The following is a 14886-nucleotide window of genomic DNA, read 5'->3' as shown; positions in this document are numbered from 1 at the left end:
TTTTCCCGAGACCAGATCTTTTCCAAGGATGACACGATGAGCGCGCTTTCCATCACCGATGTCGAGAAGGCCTATGGCAAGGCGAAGGTCATCCACGGCGTGTCGGTGGACATTGCTTCGGGCGAATTCGTCACCCTCGTCGGCCCATCCGGTTGCGGCAAGTCGACCTTGCTGAGGATGATCGCCGGGCTGGAGGACATCAGCACCGGCGAGATCGCGCTCGAAGGCAAGGTCATCAACGACATCGCGCCGAAATCGCGCGACATCGCCATGGTGTTCCAGAACTATGCGCTCTACCCGCATATGACCGTGCGCGAGAACATGGCTTTCGCGTTGACGCTGAAGAAGGAAAACAAGCGCGAAATCGACGACAAGATTGCGCGCGCCGCGACAATCCTGGGACTGCAGGATCTGCTTGAGCGTTATCCGCGCCAGCTTTCCGGTGGCCAGCGCCAGCGTGTCGCCATGGGCCGCGCCATCGTGCGCGAGCCGAAGGTCTTCCTGTTCGACGAGCCGCTCTCCAACCTCGACGCCAAGCTGCGCGTGCAGATGCGCACCGAAATCAAGGCGCTCCACCAGCGCCTGGGAACCACCATCGTCTATGTCACTCACGACCAGGTCGAAGCCATGACCATGGCCGACAAGATCGTGGTCATGAATGGCGGCATCGTCGAACAGGTCGGCGCACCGCTCGATCTCTACGACCGGCCGGCCAACCTGTTCGTAGCCCAGTTCATCGGCTCGCCGGCAATGAACATCCTGCAAGGGCGCAGCACCGCCAACGGCTTCACCACTGGCGACGGCATCGTGTTCCCGCTGCCTGTGCTGGAACAGACCGAAAGCGCCGTCGCCTGGGGCATTCGGCCCGAACATCTCAGGCTTTCCGACAGCGGCGTGCCGGCAGTGGTCGAAGTGGTCGAGCCGACCGGCTCGGAAACCCTTGTCATTGCCAAAGCCGGAAACAACACGCTGAGCGCGCTGCTGCGCGAGCGGATAAGCGTGATGCCGGGTCAGCACGTTTTCCTGGCCCCGGACCTGACACAGCTCCATCTGTTCAACGCCGAGGGTCGGCGCATCACGTCCGCGATCCAATAGATCGCGGCGGCAAGATAGCCACCGATGAGAAAAGGCAGGCGCGGGCGCCCGCCCTTTTTGTCCTAGCCGATCAGATGCCTCAGAATGCCCGCCGAGGCGACTCCGATCAGCACGGTCGGCAGCATGGAGAACCGTGTTGCGGCGACAAAAGTGATGGCCAGCGCCAGAAGGTCAGCCGGGTTCCTCGACACGAAGGCCGGTGCGATCACCGAGATCAGGACGCAGCCGGGTGCCGCCTCCATCACCGCCGTGGCACGGACGCTGAGCGTGCGGTTGCGCAGCACAAGATAGCCGCCGATCCGGGTCAGATAGGTGACGCCGGCCATCAGCACGATGGTGAAAAGAGTCGTCGCGTCGATCATGTTTCTCTCCAGAAGAACCAGGCCGAGACCAGCCCCGACACGGCGCCCGCCGCGACATACCAGGCGCCGGGAACCATGAGATAGGTCAGCGCCGCGACGACAAGGCTGACCAGCCAGGGCCGCGCGGCGGCCACGCCCTTCCACATGCCACGCATCAACACCAGGAAGACGGCCGGAAACGCCATGTCGAAACCATAGGTCTCAACATGGCCCAGCATCGGGCCGAGCAAGGCACCCAGCGTGGTGAACGCCACCCAGGTGAGATACATCGCCAGCGCCGCACCCATATAGTAGCGCGGGCTGAAGGCTGGCGTGATACCAGCCGCGGCGCGCTGCCTGGCGTCGGCAAGCCCGAGCGCCCAGCTCTCGTCGCATAGGAAGAACAGCGCCGGAAACATCTTGCGCCGCGGCAGGTGACGCAGGAACGGGGCCAATGCAGCCCCCATCAGCAGGTGCCGGCTATTGACCAGGAAGGTGATGGCGACGATGAGCACGATGTGCGGCGGCGACGTCCACAGCTGGATCGCCGCGAATTCCGAGCCGCCGGCAAAATTCAGCCCTGTCATTGCCGAGAGTTCGACGACGCTCAAGCCTTTCTGGGTGGCTTGGGCGCCGAGCACCAGCGCATAGGGGATGGTGCCGAACAGCACCGGCGCGCATGACGCCACGCCACGGCGGAACTCGGACCTCGAACCATCGCCTGCCACCTCGACTGCCTGTGAAATGCTCATGCTCTGCCATCGGTCGGCCTCGCGGCCACCGCTTCCGGTTGCGTTAGAAATCAGTGATGTCGGCGGCAAATATACCGATACCGCCCAGCAATTTGGTTGCGAAGGTTGTTGTATTTCGTCAAATTTTGGCATTGAGTGTCACAAATTGCCAAGAAAATGGAATCTGTAGCCATGAAGCTCGATGAGATCGACAAACGCATCCTGCGGGCACTGCAACGCGACGGCCGCATGGCCAACAATGATCTGGCCAACGAGGTCGGGCTGTCGCCATCGCCTTGCCTGCGGCGCGTGAAGCTGCTGGAGGAGGCCGGCGTCATCGACCGCTATGTCGCCGTGCTCAACCCAGCCAGCATCGGCAAGGGGCTGACCTTCTTCACCCGCATCTGGCTGAAGCAGCAGGACGAGGACACGATCGAGCATTTCGCCACCGAAGTGGCCAAGCTGCCGCAGGTGATGGAATGCTATCTGATGCTCGGCGATTGCGATGCCCTGGTGCGCGTGGTGGCGGCCGGCATCGACGACTACCGCCGCTTCCAGTCGGAGCATCTGAGCCGCATCAAGGGTGTGCAGAACGTCAAGACCGACGTCCCCAGCCAGACGATCAAATACACATCCGAACTGCCGCTATGACGCATGTCACCCAAGAGTGTGAAGCGGTTCTGGGAGCGTGACACGCCGCCTGTAGAAAGCGGCCGGGGCGACCGGAAAAGGCGCCAGTTAGACTGGATAAAAAATGCAACCGGATTGTAGGATCGATGTCCGTGCCAGCGTCCTTCGGACGCAAGCAGCGCGTTGCGTTGCCCTCTGGCATGGGAGAAAAACATGAGCCTTTCCTATCGTTGGGTCATCGTCGCGGCTGGCGCGTTGATGTCCTGTGTCGCCATCGGCACGATGTTTTCGCTGGCGATTTTCCTCGAGCCGATGGCGATCGACACCGGCTGGTCGCGCGCCGGCATCTCGAGCGCCATGACGCTCAACTTCCTGGTGATGGGCCTTGGCGGCTTCGCCTGGGGCGCCCTGTCCGACCGTTTTGGCGCCCGCATCGTCGTGACGATCGGCGCGGTGCTGCTCGGGCTGGCGCTGGTGCTGGCCAGCCGCGCCGGCTCGCTGCTGACCTTCCAGATCACCTATGGCGTGCTTGTCGGCCTCGCGGCCAGCGCCTTCTTCGCGCCGATGATCGCGCTGACATCAGGCTGGTTCGACACCAACCGCAGCCTTGCGGTCTCGCTGGTCTCGGCCGGCATGGGCGTGGCACCGATGACGATCTCGCCCTTCGCTCGCTGGCTGATCTCGGCCTATGAATGGCGCACCGCCATGTTCGACATCGGCATTACCGCATGGGTGCTGCTGTTGCCGGCCGTGCTGCTGGTCCGCCAGCCGCCGAAGCTAGCCGTGGCCGCTATCGGTTCCGCACCGGTTGCGGAAGGCGCCGGCCTGACGGCCGGCCAGGCCCTGCGCTCACCGCAATTCATCGTGCTCGGGCTGACCTTCTTTGCCTGCTGTGCTGCCCATTCCGGGCCGATCTTCCATATGGTCAGCTATGCCATGCTGTGCGGCGTGGCGCCCATGGCGGCGGTCTCGATCTACAGCGTCGAGGGCCTCGCTGGGCTTGGCGGGCGGCTTCTCTACGGGGTGCTTGCCGATCGGCTCGGCGTCAAGCCGGTGCTGATCGCGGGCCTGGCCATCCAGGCGATCGTCATTGCAGCCTATCTCAGCATCAGCCAGCTCGAGCAGTTCTACATGCTGGCCGTCATCTTCGGCGCCACCTATGGCGGCGTGATGCCGCTTTATGCGGTGCTGGCGCGCGAGTATTTTGGCCAGCGCATCCTGGGCACCGTGTTCGGGGCCGCAACCATGCTGTCCAGCCTCGGCATGGCGCTTGGTCCGCTGGCCGGCGGCATGGTGTTCGATGCCTACGCCAACTATTCTTGGCTGTTCATCGGCTCGGCCATCATCGGCCTTGGCGCGGTCGGCATCGCGATCGCCTTCCCGCCGCTGCCGCGCCGGGAGTTGCAGACGGCGTGATCTGGGAGTCTACCCGAAATGGGCTTTCAGCACGGCTCGAAATTTTTGCAACGTCTTTTCGGTTGTCTGCGCATCCGCAGCCGCAAAGCCCATGACAAGGCCGTTTTGTTCCGAGCCGTGACGGTACTGGATCGATAGGGCCGAGACGTTGATCCCCTGTTGGAGCAACGCCTCGGCAATCGCCGCGTCGTTACATCTAGCGCGGAAAATGCCGACAACCTGGATGCCGGATTCGGTTGAATGAAAATCCAGCCATTCTCCGAGATGCCTTTGAGCGCTCTCCAGGAAGAACTGCCGCCTGTCCGCATAGAGGCGTCGCATGCGCCTGAGATGACGGGTAAAGTGCCCCTCGTTCATGAAGTCCGCCAGTGCTGCCTGGGCAAGCAATGGGGCGAACTGGCCGGTCACGCTCAGCGCCGAGACGATTGTGTGGTCTATCGCCTTGGGCGCCACCAGAAAGCCGAGGCGCATGGCCGGAAACAGGATTTTAGCGAAGGTACCGACATAGACCACGCGATTTGACGCGCCGATGCCCTGCAGCGCCGGTATAGGTTGCCCCTGAAAACGGTATTCGCCATCGTAGTCGTCCTCGATGATCCATGACCGCCAGGTCTCGGCCATGTGCAGGAGATTGAGCCGCTGTTCCATCGGCATGGTTATGCCGAGCGGATGATGGCAGGAGGGCGTTACGAAAATCATGCGCGGAATGACAGGCGGTGGATCGAGGTTCCAGCCTGCATTGCCCACGCGCAGTGGCGCCAGTTTCGCCCCAGCCGAGACGAAAGCCGAACCCGCCCCATAGTATCCCGGCTCCTCCATCCACACCGTGTCGCCTTCATCGATCAGCAGCCGGGCCAGAAGATCGAACGCCGACTGCGCGCCATTGGTCACGACGATCTGCTCGGCGGTGCACTGAACGCCCCGCGACGCGGTGAGATAGCGAGCGATAGCCTCGCAAAGTGGTGGATAGCCTTTGACGTGATAGGTCCCGAAAAGGTCGATATGCGCAAATTTTGCGCGTCGGCTGAGCAGCTTCGACCAGGTGTTGAACGGAAAATTATCCGGGTCCGGCATGCCGGGATGAAATGCGAGCATGCCGGGTCGGCCGTGATGATAGGGTTGAGCGAGCATGGCCTGCCCGCGCAATGATATCGGATTCTCACCCTCGACCGATACTTGCTCCGCCGCGGTCGAACGGGCCGACAGATCCATGACCACCGAGGGCCGGCGTGGCCATATCGCCAGATAACCCTCCAGCGCCAGTTGGTCGCAAGCGGCAATCACCGTGTTGCGGCCCACCTGCAGATCACGCGCCATGACCCGCGTCGAGGGCAGCGCGTGGCCGCTCGGCAGCACACGCCGTTCGATCAGACCGCGCAACTGGACGTAGAGCTGCCTGTGCAGGTTGGCGGAACTGCCGCGATCCAGCGCAATGCCGTCGATTGGAAAACTCGTTTTCATCGTGGTTCCGAAAAATCAATGCAAACTGGTTCTAACAATGGAACCAAAGCAGTCCTAGGCTCAAGAAAAATGCGTTCAGGTTCAGGTGGGGCTGACCGATGCAGTGCATAAGGGTGGGAGTGATCGGTGCGGGAGGCGTCGCCCAGGTCGAGCACATCCCGAATCTGCTCAAATTGCACCGGCAGTTCAAGATCCTCGGCGTCTATGATCCTTCGCGCAAAACCCGCGCCTTTGTCGGCGAGGAATTCGGCCTCGCTACATTCGCCGATCTCGACGGACTTCTTGCGATGCCGCTTGACGCCGTGGTCATAGCCTCCCCCGATGCCTTGCACTGGGAACAGGCTCTCGCCGCCTTCGCCCGGGGGCTGCACGTCTTCTGCGAAAAGCCGCTTTGCTACAGCGCCGGGGACATCGACGACCTGATCGCCGCCAGGGATCGCGCCGGCAAGGTGCTTCAGGTCGGCTACATGAAGCGTTTCGATCCGAGCTACGAGGCGGCGCTGAAGATGCTGCCGGGCACGGCGCGGACGCTTCGCTACATTTCGGTCGAGGTCAACGATCCCGACGCCTGGCCGTTCGTGCGGCACCATTCCACATGCCAGGGTGACGACGTCACGGTGGATCTGGTTGCCGCGACCGAAGCCAGGCAGCGCGAGCAGGTGGATCGAGCGGTGCCTGGACTGGATGATCCCGACGCCTTTCGTGGTTTTGTCGGCGCCTATTGTTCAGCGATCGTGCACGACGTGAACGCCGTCCACGGGCTGCTCGATGCCCTCGGCGTCACAGATGGCGACATTGTCGGCGCCTCGCTTTTTGCCAGGGGTGAAGGCGGCCAGGGTGCCGTGCGCCTGCTCGGTGGCCAGGCGCTGTGGAACATGGTGCATCTGGCCGTACCTGGGCTCGCCGACTACCGAGAGCGCATAACGCTCTACTTCGACCAAGCCTCGCTCGAACTGGAATTCCCCTCGCCCTATCTCAACCACCAACCGACACGGCTGACCCTGCGCACCAGCGACGGCCACACGCTTTCCAGCCGCGACATCCGCAGCGGATACGAAGAGGCGTTTGTCGAGGAGTTGAAGGGTTTCTGGTCGGCGATTGTCGAAGGCACGCCGGTGCGTAACACCGCCGAGCAGGCGCGTCGCGACATGACGTTGCTGGCCGGGCTCACCCGGCGCCACCTTGCCCAGCTCAAGCAATCAGGAGCTCGCCCGTGACGGTTCGCATCGGCATAAACCCGATCACCTGGAGCAATGATGACGTGCCGGAACTCGGCGGCGATACGCCACTTGAGGTCTGTCTCGGCGAGACCAAACAGGCCGGCTATTCCGGCACTGAACTTGGCGGCAAGTTCCCGCGCCGGTCGGCCGAGCTGAAGCCGATCATGGAGCGCTATGGCCTTGCCGTGATTTCGGGCTGGTATGATGGCCGCTGCGACGAGAAGGAAGTCAGCGCGGAAATGGATGCGATCATGCCGCATCTCCAGCTGTTGAAGGATATGGGCGCGGCGCATGTCGTTTATGCCGACACCTCGCGCGGACGCCATGACGCCATCTGGGGACCGATCTCCCAACGCCCGGCACTGAGCCCGCAGGAATGGCCGGCCTACGGCCGCAAACTGACCGCGCTGGCCGAGCGGATGGCGGATTTCGGCGTGCGCATGGCCTTTCACCACCATATGGGGACCATCGTCGAGACCGATGCCGAGGTGGCCCTGCTGATGCGCCACACCGGCGAGGCGGTCGGCTTGCTCTACGACACCGGCCATTCGATATTTTCAGGCGGCGATCCGCTGGCTTTGATCAGGGCGCACGTCAAGCGCGTCGTGCACGTGCATTGCAAGGACGCGCGCAAGGCCGTGCTTGATCGGGCCCGCGCGCAAGACATGAGTTTCATGGGGGCGGTCATGGACGGGATATTCACCGTTCCCGGCGACGGGTTCATCGATTATCCCTCGATTTTACGCGTGCTTGCCGACAACGGCTACAGCGGCTGGCTGGTCGTCGAGGCCGAGCAGGATCCCAGCAAGGCCAACCCGCTGACCTATGCGACGATGGGATTCCGGAATTTGTCGCGCATGGCTGGGGAAGCCGGATTTACTGTCAGGGAATGATCGAGGCCACTATTCGGCCTCCAGGGAACCAGTGCTGATGAATGAAACTGGACAGAGGTGTGCGAAGATGCAGGTCATGGAATAACAACACACCTTGAAGGGGCAACTGGACTGCCGACCGTAACTGCGGCGGCGGAAAACAAACAGGAGGTTGTTATGTTTTCGCTTGCGAAATTAATAAAGCCTGCGCTCGGCCTGCTGGCCGGCGTTACGATGATGGCGGCGGCCACCAGTCTTGCGGCCGCCGATGAAACGCACGTGGTGTTTGTAACCCATGGCCAGAGCGGCGACCCCTACTGGTCGGTCGTGAAGAACGGCATGGACGATGCGGCCAAGACCCTGGGCGTCAAGGCCGAATATCTGGCGCCCGAAACATTCGACATGGCCAAGATGGCGCAAATGATCGACGCCATTACAGCCTCGAAGCCCGATGGGATGGTGGTTTCGATCCCCGACGCCGCGGCCCTTTCAGGTCCGGTCAAGAATGCCGTTGCCGCCGGCATCCCGGTCATCGTCATCGACTCCGGCGGCTCGAAGCTGACTCATGATCTTGGCGGCCTGCTGTTCATGGGACAGGACGAATTTCAGGCGGGCGTCATGGCCGGCGAGCGCATCAAGGCGCTCGGCCTCACCAAGGCGGTCTGCGCCAATCACGAGGTGGGCAATTCCAGCCTTGACGATCGCTGCGCGGGCTTTGCCAAGGGGCTGGGCGTCGATGTTCCGGTGATGAACGGCGTCATCGACCCGACTGAAATGAAGAACCGCATGATCGCCTACATGACCGCCCATGCCGATACGCAGTTCATTCTCGCTGTCGGCGCCAGCGGTGCCGAACCAACGCTGGCCGCGCTCGATGAAATGGGCCTCGCGGGCAAGGTGAAAACCGGCACGTTCGATCTGTCTCCCACCATCCTGCAGGCCGTTGTTGCCGGCAAGATGGAGTGGGGCATTGACGCCCAGCAATATGCCATGGGTTATATCCCGGTCGCGATGTTCGACCTTTGGAAGAAGTACAAGATCATGCCGATCGCCGACTATCCGACAGGCCCCGGTTTCGTCACCAAGGATACTGCCGCCTCGGTCATCGATCTGGCAAAACAGGGCAAGCGTTAACCGCTGGCGGCCGGGCTCCGGCCCGGCCGCTTTCACCGATGAAGGTAACGCATCCATGGCTGCAGAGGTTCGCGACGAGCGGATCCGGTCCGTCTCCCGCCTGAGCCGCCTGTTGAGCAGGCCGGAACTTGGCGCGGCGGCCGGGACCGTTCTGGTCTTTGTGTTCTTCGCCATCACGGCGGGAAATACGGGACTTTTCAGTGCCAAGGGGATCATCAATTTCCTCGAGGTCTCGGCCCAGCTTGGCATTCTCGCCGCACCCGTGGCCCTGTTGATGATCGCGGGCGAGTTCGACCTGTCGGTAGGCTCGATGATTGGCTTTGCCGGGATCCTGATCGCGATCCCTTCCGTATTCTGGGGCTGGCCCATCTGGCTTTCGCTGCTGTTTTCCTTCGCTGTTTGCGGCGGTATCGGTGCGCTCAACGGGCTCGCCGTCGTCAAGACCGGGCTGCCCTCCTTCATCGTGACGCTCGGAAGCCTGTTCATGCTGCGCGGCCTGACACTCGGTCTCACGCGCGGCATATCCGGGCGGACCCAGGTTTCGGGCGTGCATGAACTGGCGTTGAACGATCCTCTCAACAGCCTGTTTTCGGGGCAGGTGTTTTCCGGCCTGATCGCCTGGCTTTCGGACATGGGCCTGGTCGGCAAGCGGGCGGACGGACTGCCGTCAATTTCCGGCATTCCGGTGTCGATCGTCTGGTGGATCGCATTGACCTTGATCTGCACCTGGTTGCTGACGCGCAGCCGCTTCGGCAACTGGATCTTCGCCGCCGGCGGTGAAGCCAACGCAGCGCGCAATCTCGGTGTACCGGTGGCCCGCACCAAGATCACGCTGTTCGTCATGACGGCCATGGCGGCCGCGCTCTTTGCGGCGATCCAGGTCCTGGTCACCGGCTCGGCCGACACGCTGCGCGGCACCCAAAAGGAATTCGAGGCCATCATTGCCGTCGTCATCGGCGGCACGTTGCTTACCGGCGGCTACGGGTCGGCCGTCGGCGCCATGTTCGGCGCATTGATCTTCGGCGTGGTGCAGATGGGCATCTTCTACACCGGCATCGACACGGACTGGTTCAAGCTGTTCATGGGCGCCATGATGGTCATCGCGGTGCTGTTCAACAGCTATGTGCGCAACCGCGCCATGAGGAGCCGGTGATGGCCGAGCCCTATGTCGAACTGAAGTCGGTCAGCAAGTATTTCGGGTCGGTCGTTGCGCTGAAGGATGTGTCGTTCGACGTATGTCCCGGCGAGGTCCATTGCCTGCTTGGCGACAATGGCGCGGGCAAGTCGACGCTGATCAAGACGCTGTCCGGCGTCTACGCGCCAGACGAGGGTGAAATCCGCGTCCAGGGCAAGCCGACGAGGTTTGCGTCACCGGCCGATACGCGCAACAGCGGCATCGCAGCGGTCTATCAGGACCTGGCTTTGGTGCCGCTCATGAGCGTGGCGCGAAACTTTTTTCTCGGGCGCGAGCCGATGCGCAAGTTCGGCCCGATCAGCCAGTTTGACGCCGAGTTCGCCAACCGCACCGCGTATGACGAACTGTCGGCGATGGGCATCCAGCTGCGCGATCCGGAACAGCCTGTCGGCACGCTTTCGGGCGGGGAACGGCAGTGCCTAGCCATCGCCCGCGCCGTTTATTTCGGCGCCAAGGTGCTGATCCTGGATGAGCCGACATCGGCGCTGGGGGTCCATCAGGCATCCGTGGTCCTGAAGCTCATCGTCCAGTCCAAGGCGCGCGGCATCGGCGTCATCTTCATTTCCCACAACGTTCATCACGCCTATGTGGTCGGCGATCGCTTTACCTTGTTGAAGCGCGGCAGATGCACCGGCACCTACGCGAAAAGCGAAATTGATCGCGATCAGTTGCTCAATCTGATGGCCGGCGGCAAGGAACTGGTAGACCTGGAACAGGAACTGAATAGAGCGGTCAAAGGCAGCCCCGCTTAAAGGGAGCAAAGGTCAATCGGGTGGCGCAAAGCCGACGGTCGTCGCCTCGACCGGTCCTGCCCTACCCGAAGATCCGCTCGCCCTGCTCGTCGACCAGTTGGATGCCCTTTTTGATCGAGATGTCGACGGCGTCGTCGAGCCCGGCGAAGCGGTCGGCGCGGATGAATTTGTGCTCCTTGATGACGCCATCGATCTCCTTAGAGACGACGCCGCAGGTCTGGTACTGGCCCTCGGCCTTGTAGGGCGTGGCGCTGATCAGGAACCCCTTGTGTTCGACCTGCTTGGCTGGCGCTGCGGTCTTCGGCTCACCTGCCTCGGCTCCGCCACCACCGCCGAAAAGACGCTTTAGAAAAGACATCGCTCAAATCTCCCTGTTCGCCTTGCAATCGCGGCCTGCCCTGTTCGCGATTCACGACGCTGTCGTTCCAGCATGCGCGAATGTGCCGCCGCATTCCAGCCCCCTGATAAAGACGTCGGCTAGCAGATCGATCTCGTCAGCCTGCCGCGGCCGGTCAATCGAAATGACAAAAAGCCCGGGGGTTCCCGAGCTTTTGTCTGTTCTGGCTTTTGGCTGTACTGGACGGGCGGCCTCAGCCGCGCGACAGCGCTTCCAGCGCCTCGGCGGCGCCTTCGAGAATGGCGATCGCCTCAGCCTGCTTGTCGGCCGGGGCATCGACGAAGTCGCCGAGAGCAGCTCGCAGCCGGTGACGCACAGCGCGGAATTCGTCACGCGCCTCCGAGCGGCCACCACGACCGCCACGACGCCCGCCCTCTTCGCTCTCGTCGTTCCAGCCAAACCAGTCGCGCGCCTTGGCCATCTTGCGGCCGAAGCGCTCTAGGTGGTCGAGCACGCCGTCGATCATCTCGCGGTTGTCGTTGAGATGGGCCTGCCCGGCTTCGGTGATCGAAAACACCTTCTTGTTGCCGTCGGCCGCGGAAGCGGCATAGCCGGCTTCTTCCAGGAAGGTCAGCGTTGGGTAGACCACGCCCGGGCTCGGGCTGTAGATGCCGCTGGTGCGCTCTTCAAGCGCCTTGATGATGTCGTAGCCGTGGCGCGGTGCCTCGGCCAGCAGCGACAGCGTGATCAGCTTGAGATCGCCGTCGGCCAGCATGCGCCCGGCGCGGAACATGTCGCCCGGGCCGCCGCGTCCGCCGCCACGACCGCCATGGCCGAACGGGCCGAAACCACCGCCACGGCCACCGAACTTGCCGGCCATGTGCATGAATATCCGCTCGCCGAAATGATTGTGCCCGAATTGCTTGTGCATTGATTGCTCCTTGAGTTCTATCTTACGATATATCTTAATTAGGCGCATCAATCGTCGGAGTCAAGATATATCTTACGATGTATCTGAATGCCGCGCCAGAGGCTTGCTTTTGCCGGAGCGTGCCGCTAGAAGGCCCGCGAGCGCCACGGCTGCTCCGTAAGCGTCTGACGTCAAGCAACGCATCCAACCCGGTCTTTCCGGGCAATTGCGCCGAAAACCGGCGAATGGATGCCAAATGCGACGGACCGGACACTTCAGGGAAACTCCCAAAATGACTACAAGAAATCGGCGCAGGAAGCTGCCCGCGCGCTATGCTGCCATCCTCAGCCCGCTGGTGCTGTCGCTGTTGATGACCTTCATTGTCTCATTCATCTCGACGCTGAAAAGCCTCGGTTTCCACCCCGGCCTGCCGACGATCTGGATGACCGCCTGGGGTCTGTCCTGGCTGGTGGCGTTTCCAACGCTGCTGCTGGTGCTGCCGATGGTGCGCCGCATCGTCGGCGCACTCTGCGAGCGGGCCGGTCGATAGGGCCTGGCAAAGGGAGGTCCGCAAATGGTTCGGGACCTCCATTCGCCCGGTCGCCGACGAGGAACCGCTACCAGCGGCCGTTGCGCCGGTTCCAGGCGTAGAGCAGGTCGGCGATCCGATCATAGGCAAAACGCGTCAGCGGCAAGGCAACCGGATTGCCGAACACCGTCGCCAGCCAGCCCTCGCCTGGCGTTATCTGCCACACGGCAATGGCGACATCGGCGCCCACCAGCAGTCGGCCGTCGGCGTCGGTCGCGTGCAGCCGGCGACGGATATCCTCAAGCGAAGCGCCAAATCCGGCAAGTGCCGCCGGTTCAAGGTTGATGTCGCGAAACACGATCCGTCCGGCCTTGACCGCTTCGATCAGCCGCCGCTTTTGCCGGCTGATGCCGGCATCGCAAACCGGGCAGCGTGTGTTGTACCAGACGGTCAGCAAGGGCTTGGTCCGTTGCTCGGGCATGGATCCTTCCAAAAACCGGCACCTGCTTTCCGGGATCATGCTCAGCCGTGGCCATGCCTGTGGTGCAGGTCGGGATAATGCGGATGCCGGTGGCGCATGGGCGCATGCCGGTGCCAGTGCGAATGCGGCTCGCTCACCGGTCCGTCATGATGGTGCTGGTGGTGCTCGTCGTGCACATGGCTGTGCTCGTGTTCCAGTTCCTCGTGGTCGTGCTCGTGCTCATGGCGTTCCGACAGATGCAGCCAGAGGCCGAAGGCCATCAGAAGCCCGGTGACCGCCAGCTTGAGCGTGACGGCGTCACCCAGGATGACGATTGCCAGCAGCGCACCGATAAAGGGGGCGAGCGAGTAATACGCCCCTGTCCGTGCCGTGCCGAGATGACGCAACGCTACGATGAACATCACCAGGCTGACCCCGATGACAAAGAAGCCGACGGCCGCGGTGACTGCGACGATCGACGCTGGCGGAAACGAAGCCCCGCCGGCGAGCGCCAACCCGACATTGACGACACCAGCCACCAGCCCTTTGAGCATGGCGATCACCACCGGGTCGGTGGCCGAGATCTTACGAGTGAAATTGTTGTCCAGCCCCCACGCCAGGCACGCCGCGGCGACGAGCACGGCACCAAGGTTGAAGGCAACGCCCTCACCTTGCCACGACAGCAGAACGGCGCCGGCCACGATGGCGAAGGCGCCCAGGAGCAGCCGGCGGTCGACATTCTCGCGGTAGACGAGCCAGGCGATCGCCATCGTCGCCAACCCTTCGAGATTAAGCAGCAGCGCGGAACTGGATGCGGTATTGAGGCCGAGGCCGAACATCAGCAGCACCGGCGCGACGATGCCGCCGGCGCCGATCGCCAGCAGCAGCCATGGTATGTCCCTGGCGGTCAGCTGCGCCTCGCCGGCGCCGCCGCCGCGAGCCGAGCGATAGAGGGCCAGCCCGGCGCCGGCGCCGAGATAGAGCAGACCGGCCAGCATGAAGGGATTGACGCTGTCGAGCAGCAGCTTGCACAGCGGCGGCGCAGCGCCGAACAGGATGGCGGAGCCCAGAGCGAGCGGCACGCCGGGCCACAGATGCGCATGTGAATTCGGTTCGGACATGGCCGCATCCTAGTGCATGTCGCCCAAACTGCGCAGCGGATTTGGGCGACATGTATTAGACAAGGACCTGAAAGCGCTTCAGCCTCCGCGCTGTTCTCAGGGCTCTACCCGAGCGAGGTGATGATCTCGCGGTAGGCAAATTCGGGGAAGGCTTTCAGCGTCCGCGTTCTGATGTTGCCGGCCGCCGCCAGCATCAGCGAGAAGCGAGCCAGGACCGCGTCGTCGGGCGCTTCGACCACGGCCACCATGTCGTATTCACCCATGGTCAGGTAGAACGCCTTGAACGATCCGCCCATGTCTCCCAGCTGCTTCCTGGCGGCGTCGAGTCGCTTCGGTGAATCGCGCACATTTCTGGCGCCCTGTTCCGTCCAGTTCATCAGCACGATATAGCTTGTCATGCACACCTCCCTCCGGGCCACGGAGCACGGCGGCTTCGCCGGGGCGGGCATCCGGGTTTGTCGCCCAGAAAATGCATCCGACGCGAAATTATCCACCCGCATTGAACATCCTGCAAGGACTACCGCGCCGACGCCCGTCGCTGGGTAAAGGCGAGCCTCGCGAGGCGGCGGCAAAGCGACGGCCGTAAGACGGTCGGCGCCGACCAGAGAAAGCCGGTTTTAAAACCCGCCCGATTGCGGCAATCTCGGTCGTGGCCGTCGATCTGGCGGAAATCCCCGGCCGG

The 14886-nt window shown here is 62.8% G+C and carries 17 protein-coding genes; 9 read left to right on the top strand and 8 right to left on the bottom strand.

Going from position 1 to position 14886, the window contains the following annotated elements; genetic code table 11:
* The first annotated feature begins 36 nt into the window (after nt 1-36).
* Nucleotides 37-1095 carry an ABC transporter ATP-binding protein gene (locus tag CGZ66_RS33780; RefSeq protein ID WP_095090989.1) on the top strand — a complete coding sequence of 353 codons (1059 nt, stop codon included), beginning with the start codon at nt 37-39 and terminating at the stop codon, nt 1093-1095.
* A 62-nt stretch (nt 1096-1157) separates the two neighbouring features.
* Here the strand turns inward: CGZ66_RS33780 and CGZ66_RS33775 are convergent, their stop codons facing one another.
* Together CGZ66_RS33775 and CGZ66_RS33770 are read right to left on the bottom strand one after the other, a co-directional pair.
* Nucleotides 1158-1457 (bottom strand): AzlD family protein, encoded by a 300-nt coding sequence (locus CGZ66_RS33775; RefSeq protein ID WP_095090988.1) that lies wholly within the window; start codon nt 1455-1457, stop codon nt 1158-1160.
* Nucleotides 1454-2188 carry an AzlC family ABC transporter permease gene (locus tag CGZ66_RS33770; RefSeq protein ID WP_095091719.1) on the bottom strand — a complete coding sequence of 245 codons (735 nt, stop codon included), beginning with the start codon at nt 2186-2188 and terminating at the stop codon, nt 1454-1456. The genes CGZ66_RS33775 and CGZ66_RS33770 overlap by 4 nt, the downstream gene beginning before the upstream one ends.
* A gap of 171 nt (nt 2189-2359) precedes the next feature.
* On the opposite strand from CGZ66_RS33770, the gene CGZ66_RS33765 reads away from it, so the two are divergent.
* Together CGZ66_RS33765 and CGZ66_RS33760 are read left to right on the top strand one after the other, a co-directional pair.
* Entirely contained in the window at nt 2360-2818 is a 459-nt protein-coding gene (locus CGZ66_RS33765) for an Lrp/AsnC family transcriptional regulator (RefSeq protein WP_095090987.1), read from the top strand.
* A gap of 192 nt (nt 2819-3010) precedes the next feature.
* Nucleotides 3011-4213, top strand: a complete 1203-nt coding sequence (locus CGZ66_RS33760; RefSeq protein WP_095090986.1) for an MFS transporter — start codon at nt 3011-3013, stop codon at nt 4211-4213.
* A gap of 9 nt (nt 4214-4222) precedes the next feature.
* On the opposite strand, the gene mocR is transcribed toward CGZ66_RS33760, so the two are convergent.
* The gene (gene mocR / locus CGZ66_RS33755; RefSeq protein WP_095090985.1) at nt 4223-5674 is read right to left on the bottom strand and encodes a rhizopine catabolism transcriptional regulator MocR; all 1452 of its coding nucleotides are present in this window, start codon (nt 5672-5674) and stop codon (nt 4223-4225) included.
* 98 nt (nt 5675-5772) lie between these two features.
* On the opposite strand from mocR, the gene CGZ66_RS33750 reads away from it, so the two are divergent.
* The 5 genes from CGZ66_RS33750 to CGZ66_RS33730 all read left to right on the top strand — a co-directional run bounded on the left by CGZ66_RS33750 (nt 5773) and on the right by CGZ66_RS33730 (nt 10847).
* Nucleotides 5773-6891 (top strand): Gfo/Idh/MocA family protein, encoded by a 1119-nt coding sequence (locus CGZ66_RS33750; protein ID WP_095090984.1) that lies wholly within the window; start codon nt 5773-5775, stop codon nt 6889-6891.
* The gene (gene iolE / locus CGZ66_RS33745) at nt 6888-7787 is read left to right on the top strand and encodes a myo-inosose-2 dehydratase (protein WP_095090983.1); all 900 of its coding nucleotides are present in this window, start codon (nt 6888-6890) and stop codon (nt 7785-7787) included. The genes CGZ66_RS33750 and iolE overlap by 4 nt, the downstream gene beginning before the upstream one ends.
* 156 nt (nt 7788-7943) lie before the next feature.
* Nucleotides 7944-8900, top strand: a complete 957-nt coding sequence (locus CGZ66_RS33740) for a rhizopine catabolism ABC transporter substrate-binding protein (protein WP_095090982.1) — start codon at nt 7944-7946, stop codon at nt 8898-8900.
* A 55-nt stretch (nt 8901-8955) separates the two neighbouring features.
* Nucleotides 8956-10053: an ABC transporter permease gene (locus tag CGZ66_RS33735; protein WP_095090981.1), complete on the top strand. Its 1098-nt coding sequence runs from the start codon at nt 8956-8958 to the stop codon at nt 10051-10053.
* Nucleotides 10053-10847: an ATP-binding cassette domain-containing protein gene (locus CGZ66_RS33730; protein ID WP_095090980.1), complete on the top strand. Its 795-nt coding sequence runs from the start codon at nt 10053-10055 to the stop codon at nt 10845-10847. Before CGZ66_RS33735 ends, CGZ66_RS33730 begins: the two co-directional genes overlap by 1 nt.
* 61 nt (nt 10848-10908) lie before the next feature.
* Here CGZ66_RS33730 and CGZ66_RS33725 read toward each other — a convergent pair whose 3' ends face one another.
* Nucleotides 10909-11205: an HlyU family transcriptional regulator gene (locus CGZ66_RS33725; RefSeq protein ID WP_095090979.1), complete on the bottom strand. Its 297-nt coding sequence runs from the start codon at nt 11203-11205 to the stop codon at nt 10909-10911.
* A 232-nt stretch (nt 11206-11437) separates the two neighbouring features.
* Entirely contained in the window at nt 11438-12115 is a 678-nt protein-coding gene (locus tag CGZ66_RS33720; RefSeq protein WP_095090978.1) for a PadR family transcriptional regulator, read from the bottom strand.
* Between the two features lie 271 nt (nt 12116-12386).
* Here CGZ66_RS33720 and CGZ66_RS33715 point away from each other — a divergent pair, with 271 nt between their 5' ends.
* Complete coding sequence (locus CGZ66_RS33715; RefSeq protein ID WP_095090977.1) at nt 12387-12644, top strand: DUF2798 domain-containing protein; 258 nt, start codon at nt 12387-12389, stop codon at nt 12642-12644.
* A 67-nt stretch (nt 12645-12711) separates the two neighbouring features.
* Here CGZ66_RS33715 and CGZ66_RS33710 read toward each other — a convergent pair whose 3' ends face one another.
* From CGZ66_RS33710 to CGZ66_RS33700, 3 genes are all read right to left on the bottom strand, one after another.
* A complete protein-coding gene (locus CGZ66_RS33710) occupies nt 12712-13104 on the bottom strand; it encodes a thiol-disulfide oxidoreductase DCC family protein (RefSeq protein ID WP_245331344.1) in 393 nt (130 codons plus the stop codon).
* 41 nt (nt 13105-13145) lie between these two features.
* Nucleotides 13146-14204 carry a DMT family transporter gene (locus tag CGZ66_RS33705; RefSeq protein WP_095090976.1) on the bottom strand — a complete coding sequence of 353 codons (1059 nt, stop codon included), beginning with the start codon at nt 14202-14204 and terminating at the stop codon, nt 13146-13148.
* A gap of 104 nt (nt 14205-14308) precedes the next feature.
* Nucleotides 14309-14602 carry a GYD domain-containing protein gene (locus tag CGZ66_RS33700; protein ID WP_095091717.1) on the bottom strand — a complete coding sequence of 98 codons (294 nt, stop codon included), beginning with the start codon at nt 14600-14602 and terminating at the stop codon, nt 14309-14311.
* Between the last annotated feature and the right edge of the window lie 284 nt (nt 14603-14886).

Source organism: Mesorhizobium sophorae, from assembly GCF_002270415.1.
Lineage (GTDB): Bacteria > Pseudomonadota > Alphaproteobacteria > Rhizobiales > Rhizobiaceae > Mesorhizobium > Mesorhizobium sophorae.
The sequence above is the reverse complement of the archived record's forward strand: the minus strand, read 5'-3'. Positions and strand labels throughout refer to the sequence as shown.

Bases quoted from the DNA above. Each gene is read 5' to 3' on its own strand.
- CGZ66_RS33780 (WP_095090989.1), top strand. From the start codon at position 37: ATGAGCGCGCTTTCCATCACCGATGTCGAGAAGGCCTATGGCAAGGCG.
- CGZ66_RS33775 (WP_095090988.1), bottom strand. From the start codon at position 1,457: ATGATCGACGCGACGACTCTTTTCACCATCGTGCTGATGGCCGGCGTC.
- CGZ66_RS33770 (WP_095091719.1), bottom strand. From the start codon at position 2,188: ATGAGCATTTCACAGGCAGTCGAGGTGGCAGGCGATGGTTCGAGGTCC.
- CGZ66_RS33765 (WP_095090987.1), top strand. From the start codon at position 2,360: ATGAAGCTCGATGAGATCGACAAACGCATCCTGCGGGCACTGCAACGC.
- CGZ66_RS33760 (WP_095090986.1), top strand. From the start codon at position 3,011: ATGAGCCTTTCCTATCGTTGGGTCATCGTCGCGGCTGGCGCGTTGATG.
- mocR (WP_095090985.1), bottom strand. From the start codon at position 5,674: ATGAAAACGAGTTTTCCAATCGACGGCATTGCGCTGGATCGCGGCAGT.
- CGZ66_RS33750 (WP_095090984.1), top strand. From the start codon at position 5,773: ATGCAGTGCATAAGGGTGGGAGTGATCGGTGCGGGAGGCGTCGCCCAG.
- CGZ66_RS33740 (WP_095090982.1), top strand. From the start codon at position 7,944: ATGTTTTCGCTTGCGAAATTAATAAAGCCTGCGCTCGGCCTGCTGGCC.
- CGZ66_RS33735 (WP_095090981.1), top strand. From the start codon at position 8,956: ATGGCTGCAGAGGTTCGCGACGAGCGGATCCGGTCCGTCTCCCGCCTG.
- CGZ66_RS33730 (WP_095090980.1), top strand. From the start codon at position 10,053: ATGGCCGAGCCCTATGTCGAACTGAAGTCGGTCAGCAAGTATTTCGGG.
- CGZ66_RS33725 (WP_095090979.1), bottom strand. From the start codon at position 11,205: ATGTCTTTTCTAAAGCGTCTTTTCGGCGGTGGTGGCGGAGCCGAGGCA.
- CGZ66_RS33720 (WP_095090978.1), bottom strand. From the start codon at position 12,115: ATGCACAAGCAATTCGGGCACAATCATTTCGGCGAGCGGATATTCATG.
- CGZ66_RS33715 (WP_095090977.1), top strand. From the start codon at position 12,387: ATGACTACAAGAAATCGGCGCAGGAAGCTGCCCGCGCGCTATGCTGCC.
- CGZ66_RS33710 (WP_245331344.1), bottom strand. From the start codon at position 13,104: ATGCCCGAGCAACGGACCAAGCCCTTGCTGACCGTCTGGTACAACACA.
- CGZ66_RS33705 (WP_095090976.1), bottom strand. From the start codon at position 14,204: ATGTCCGAACCGAATTCACATGCGCATCTGTGGCCCGGCGTGCCGCTC.
- CGZ66_RS33700 (WP_095091717.1), bottom strand. From the start codon at position 14,602: ATGACAAGCTATATCGTGCTGATGAACTGGACGGAACAGGGCGCCAGA.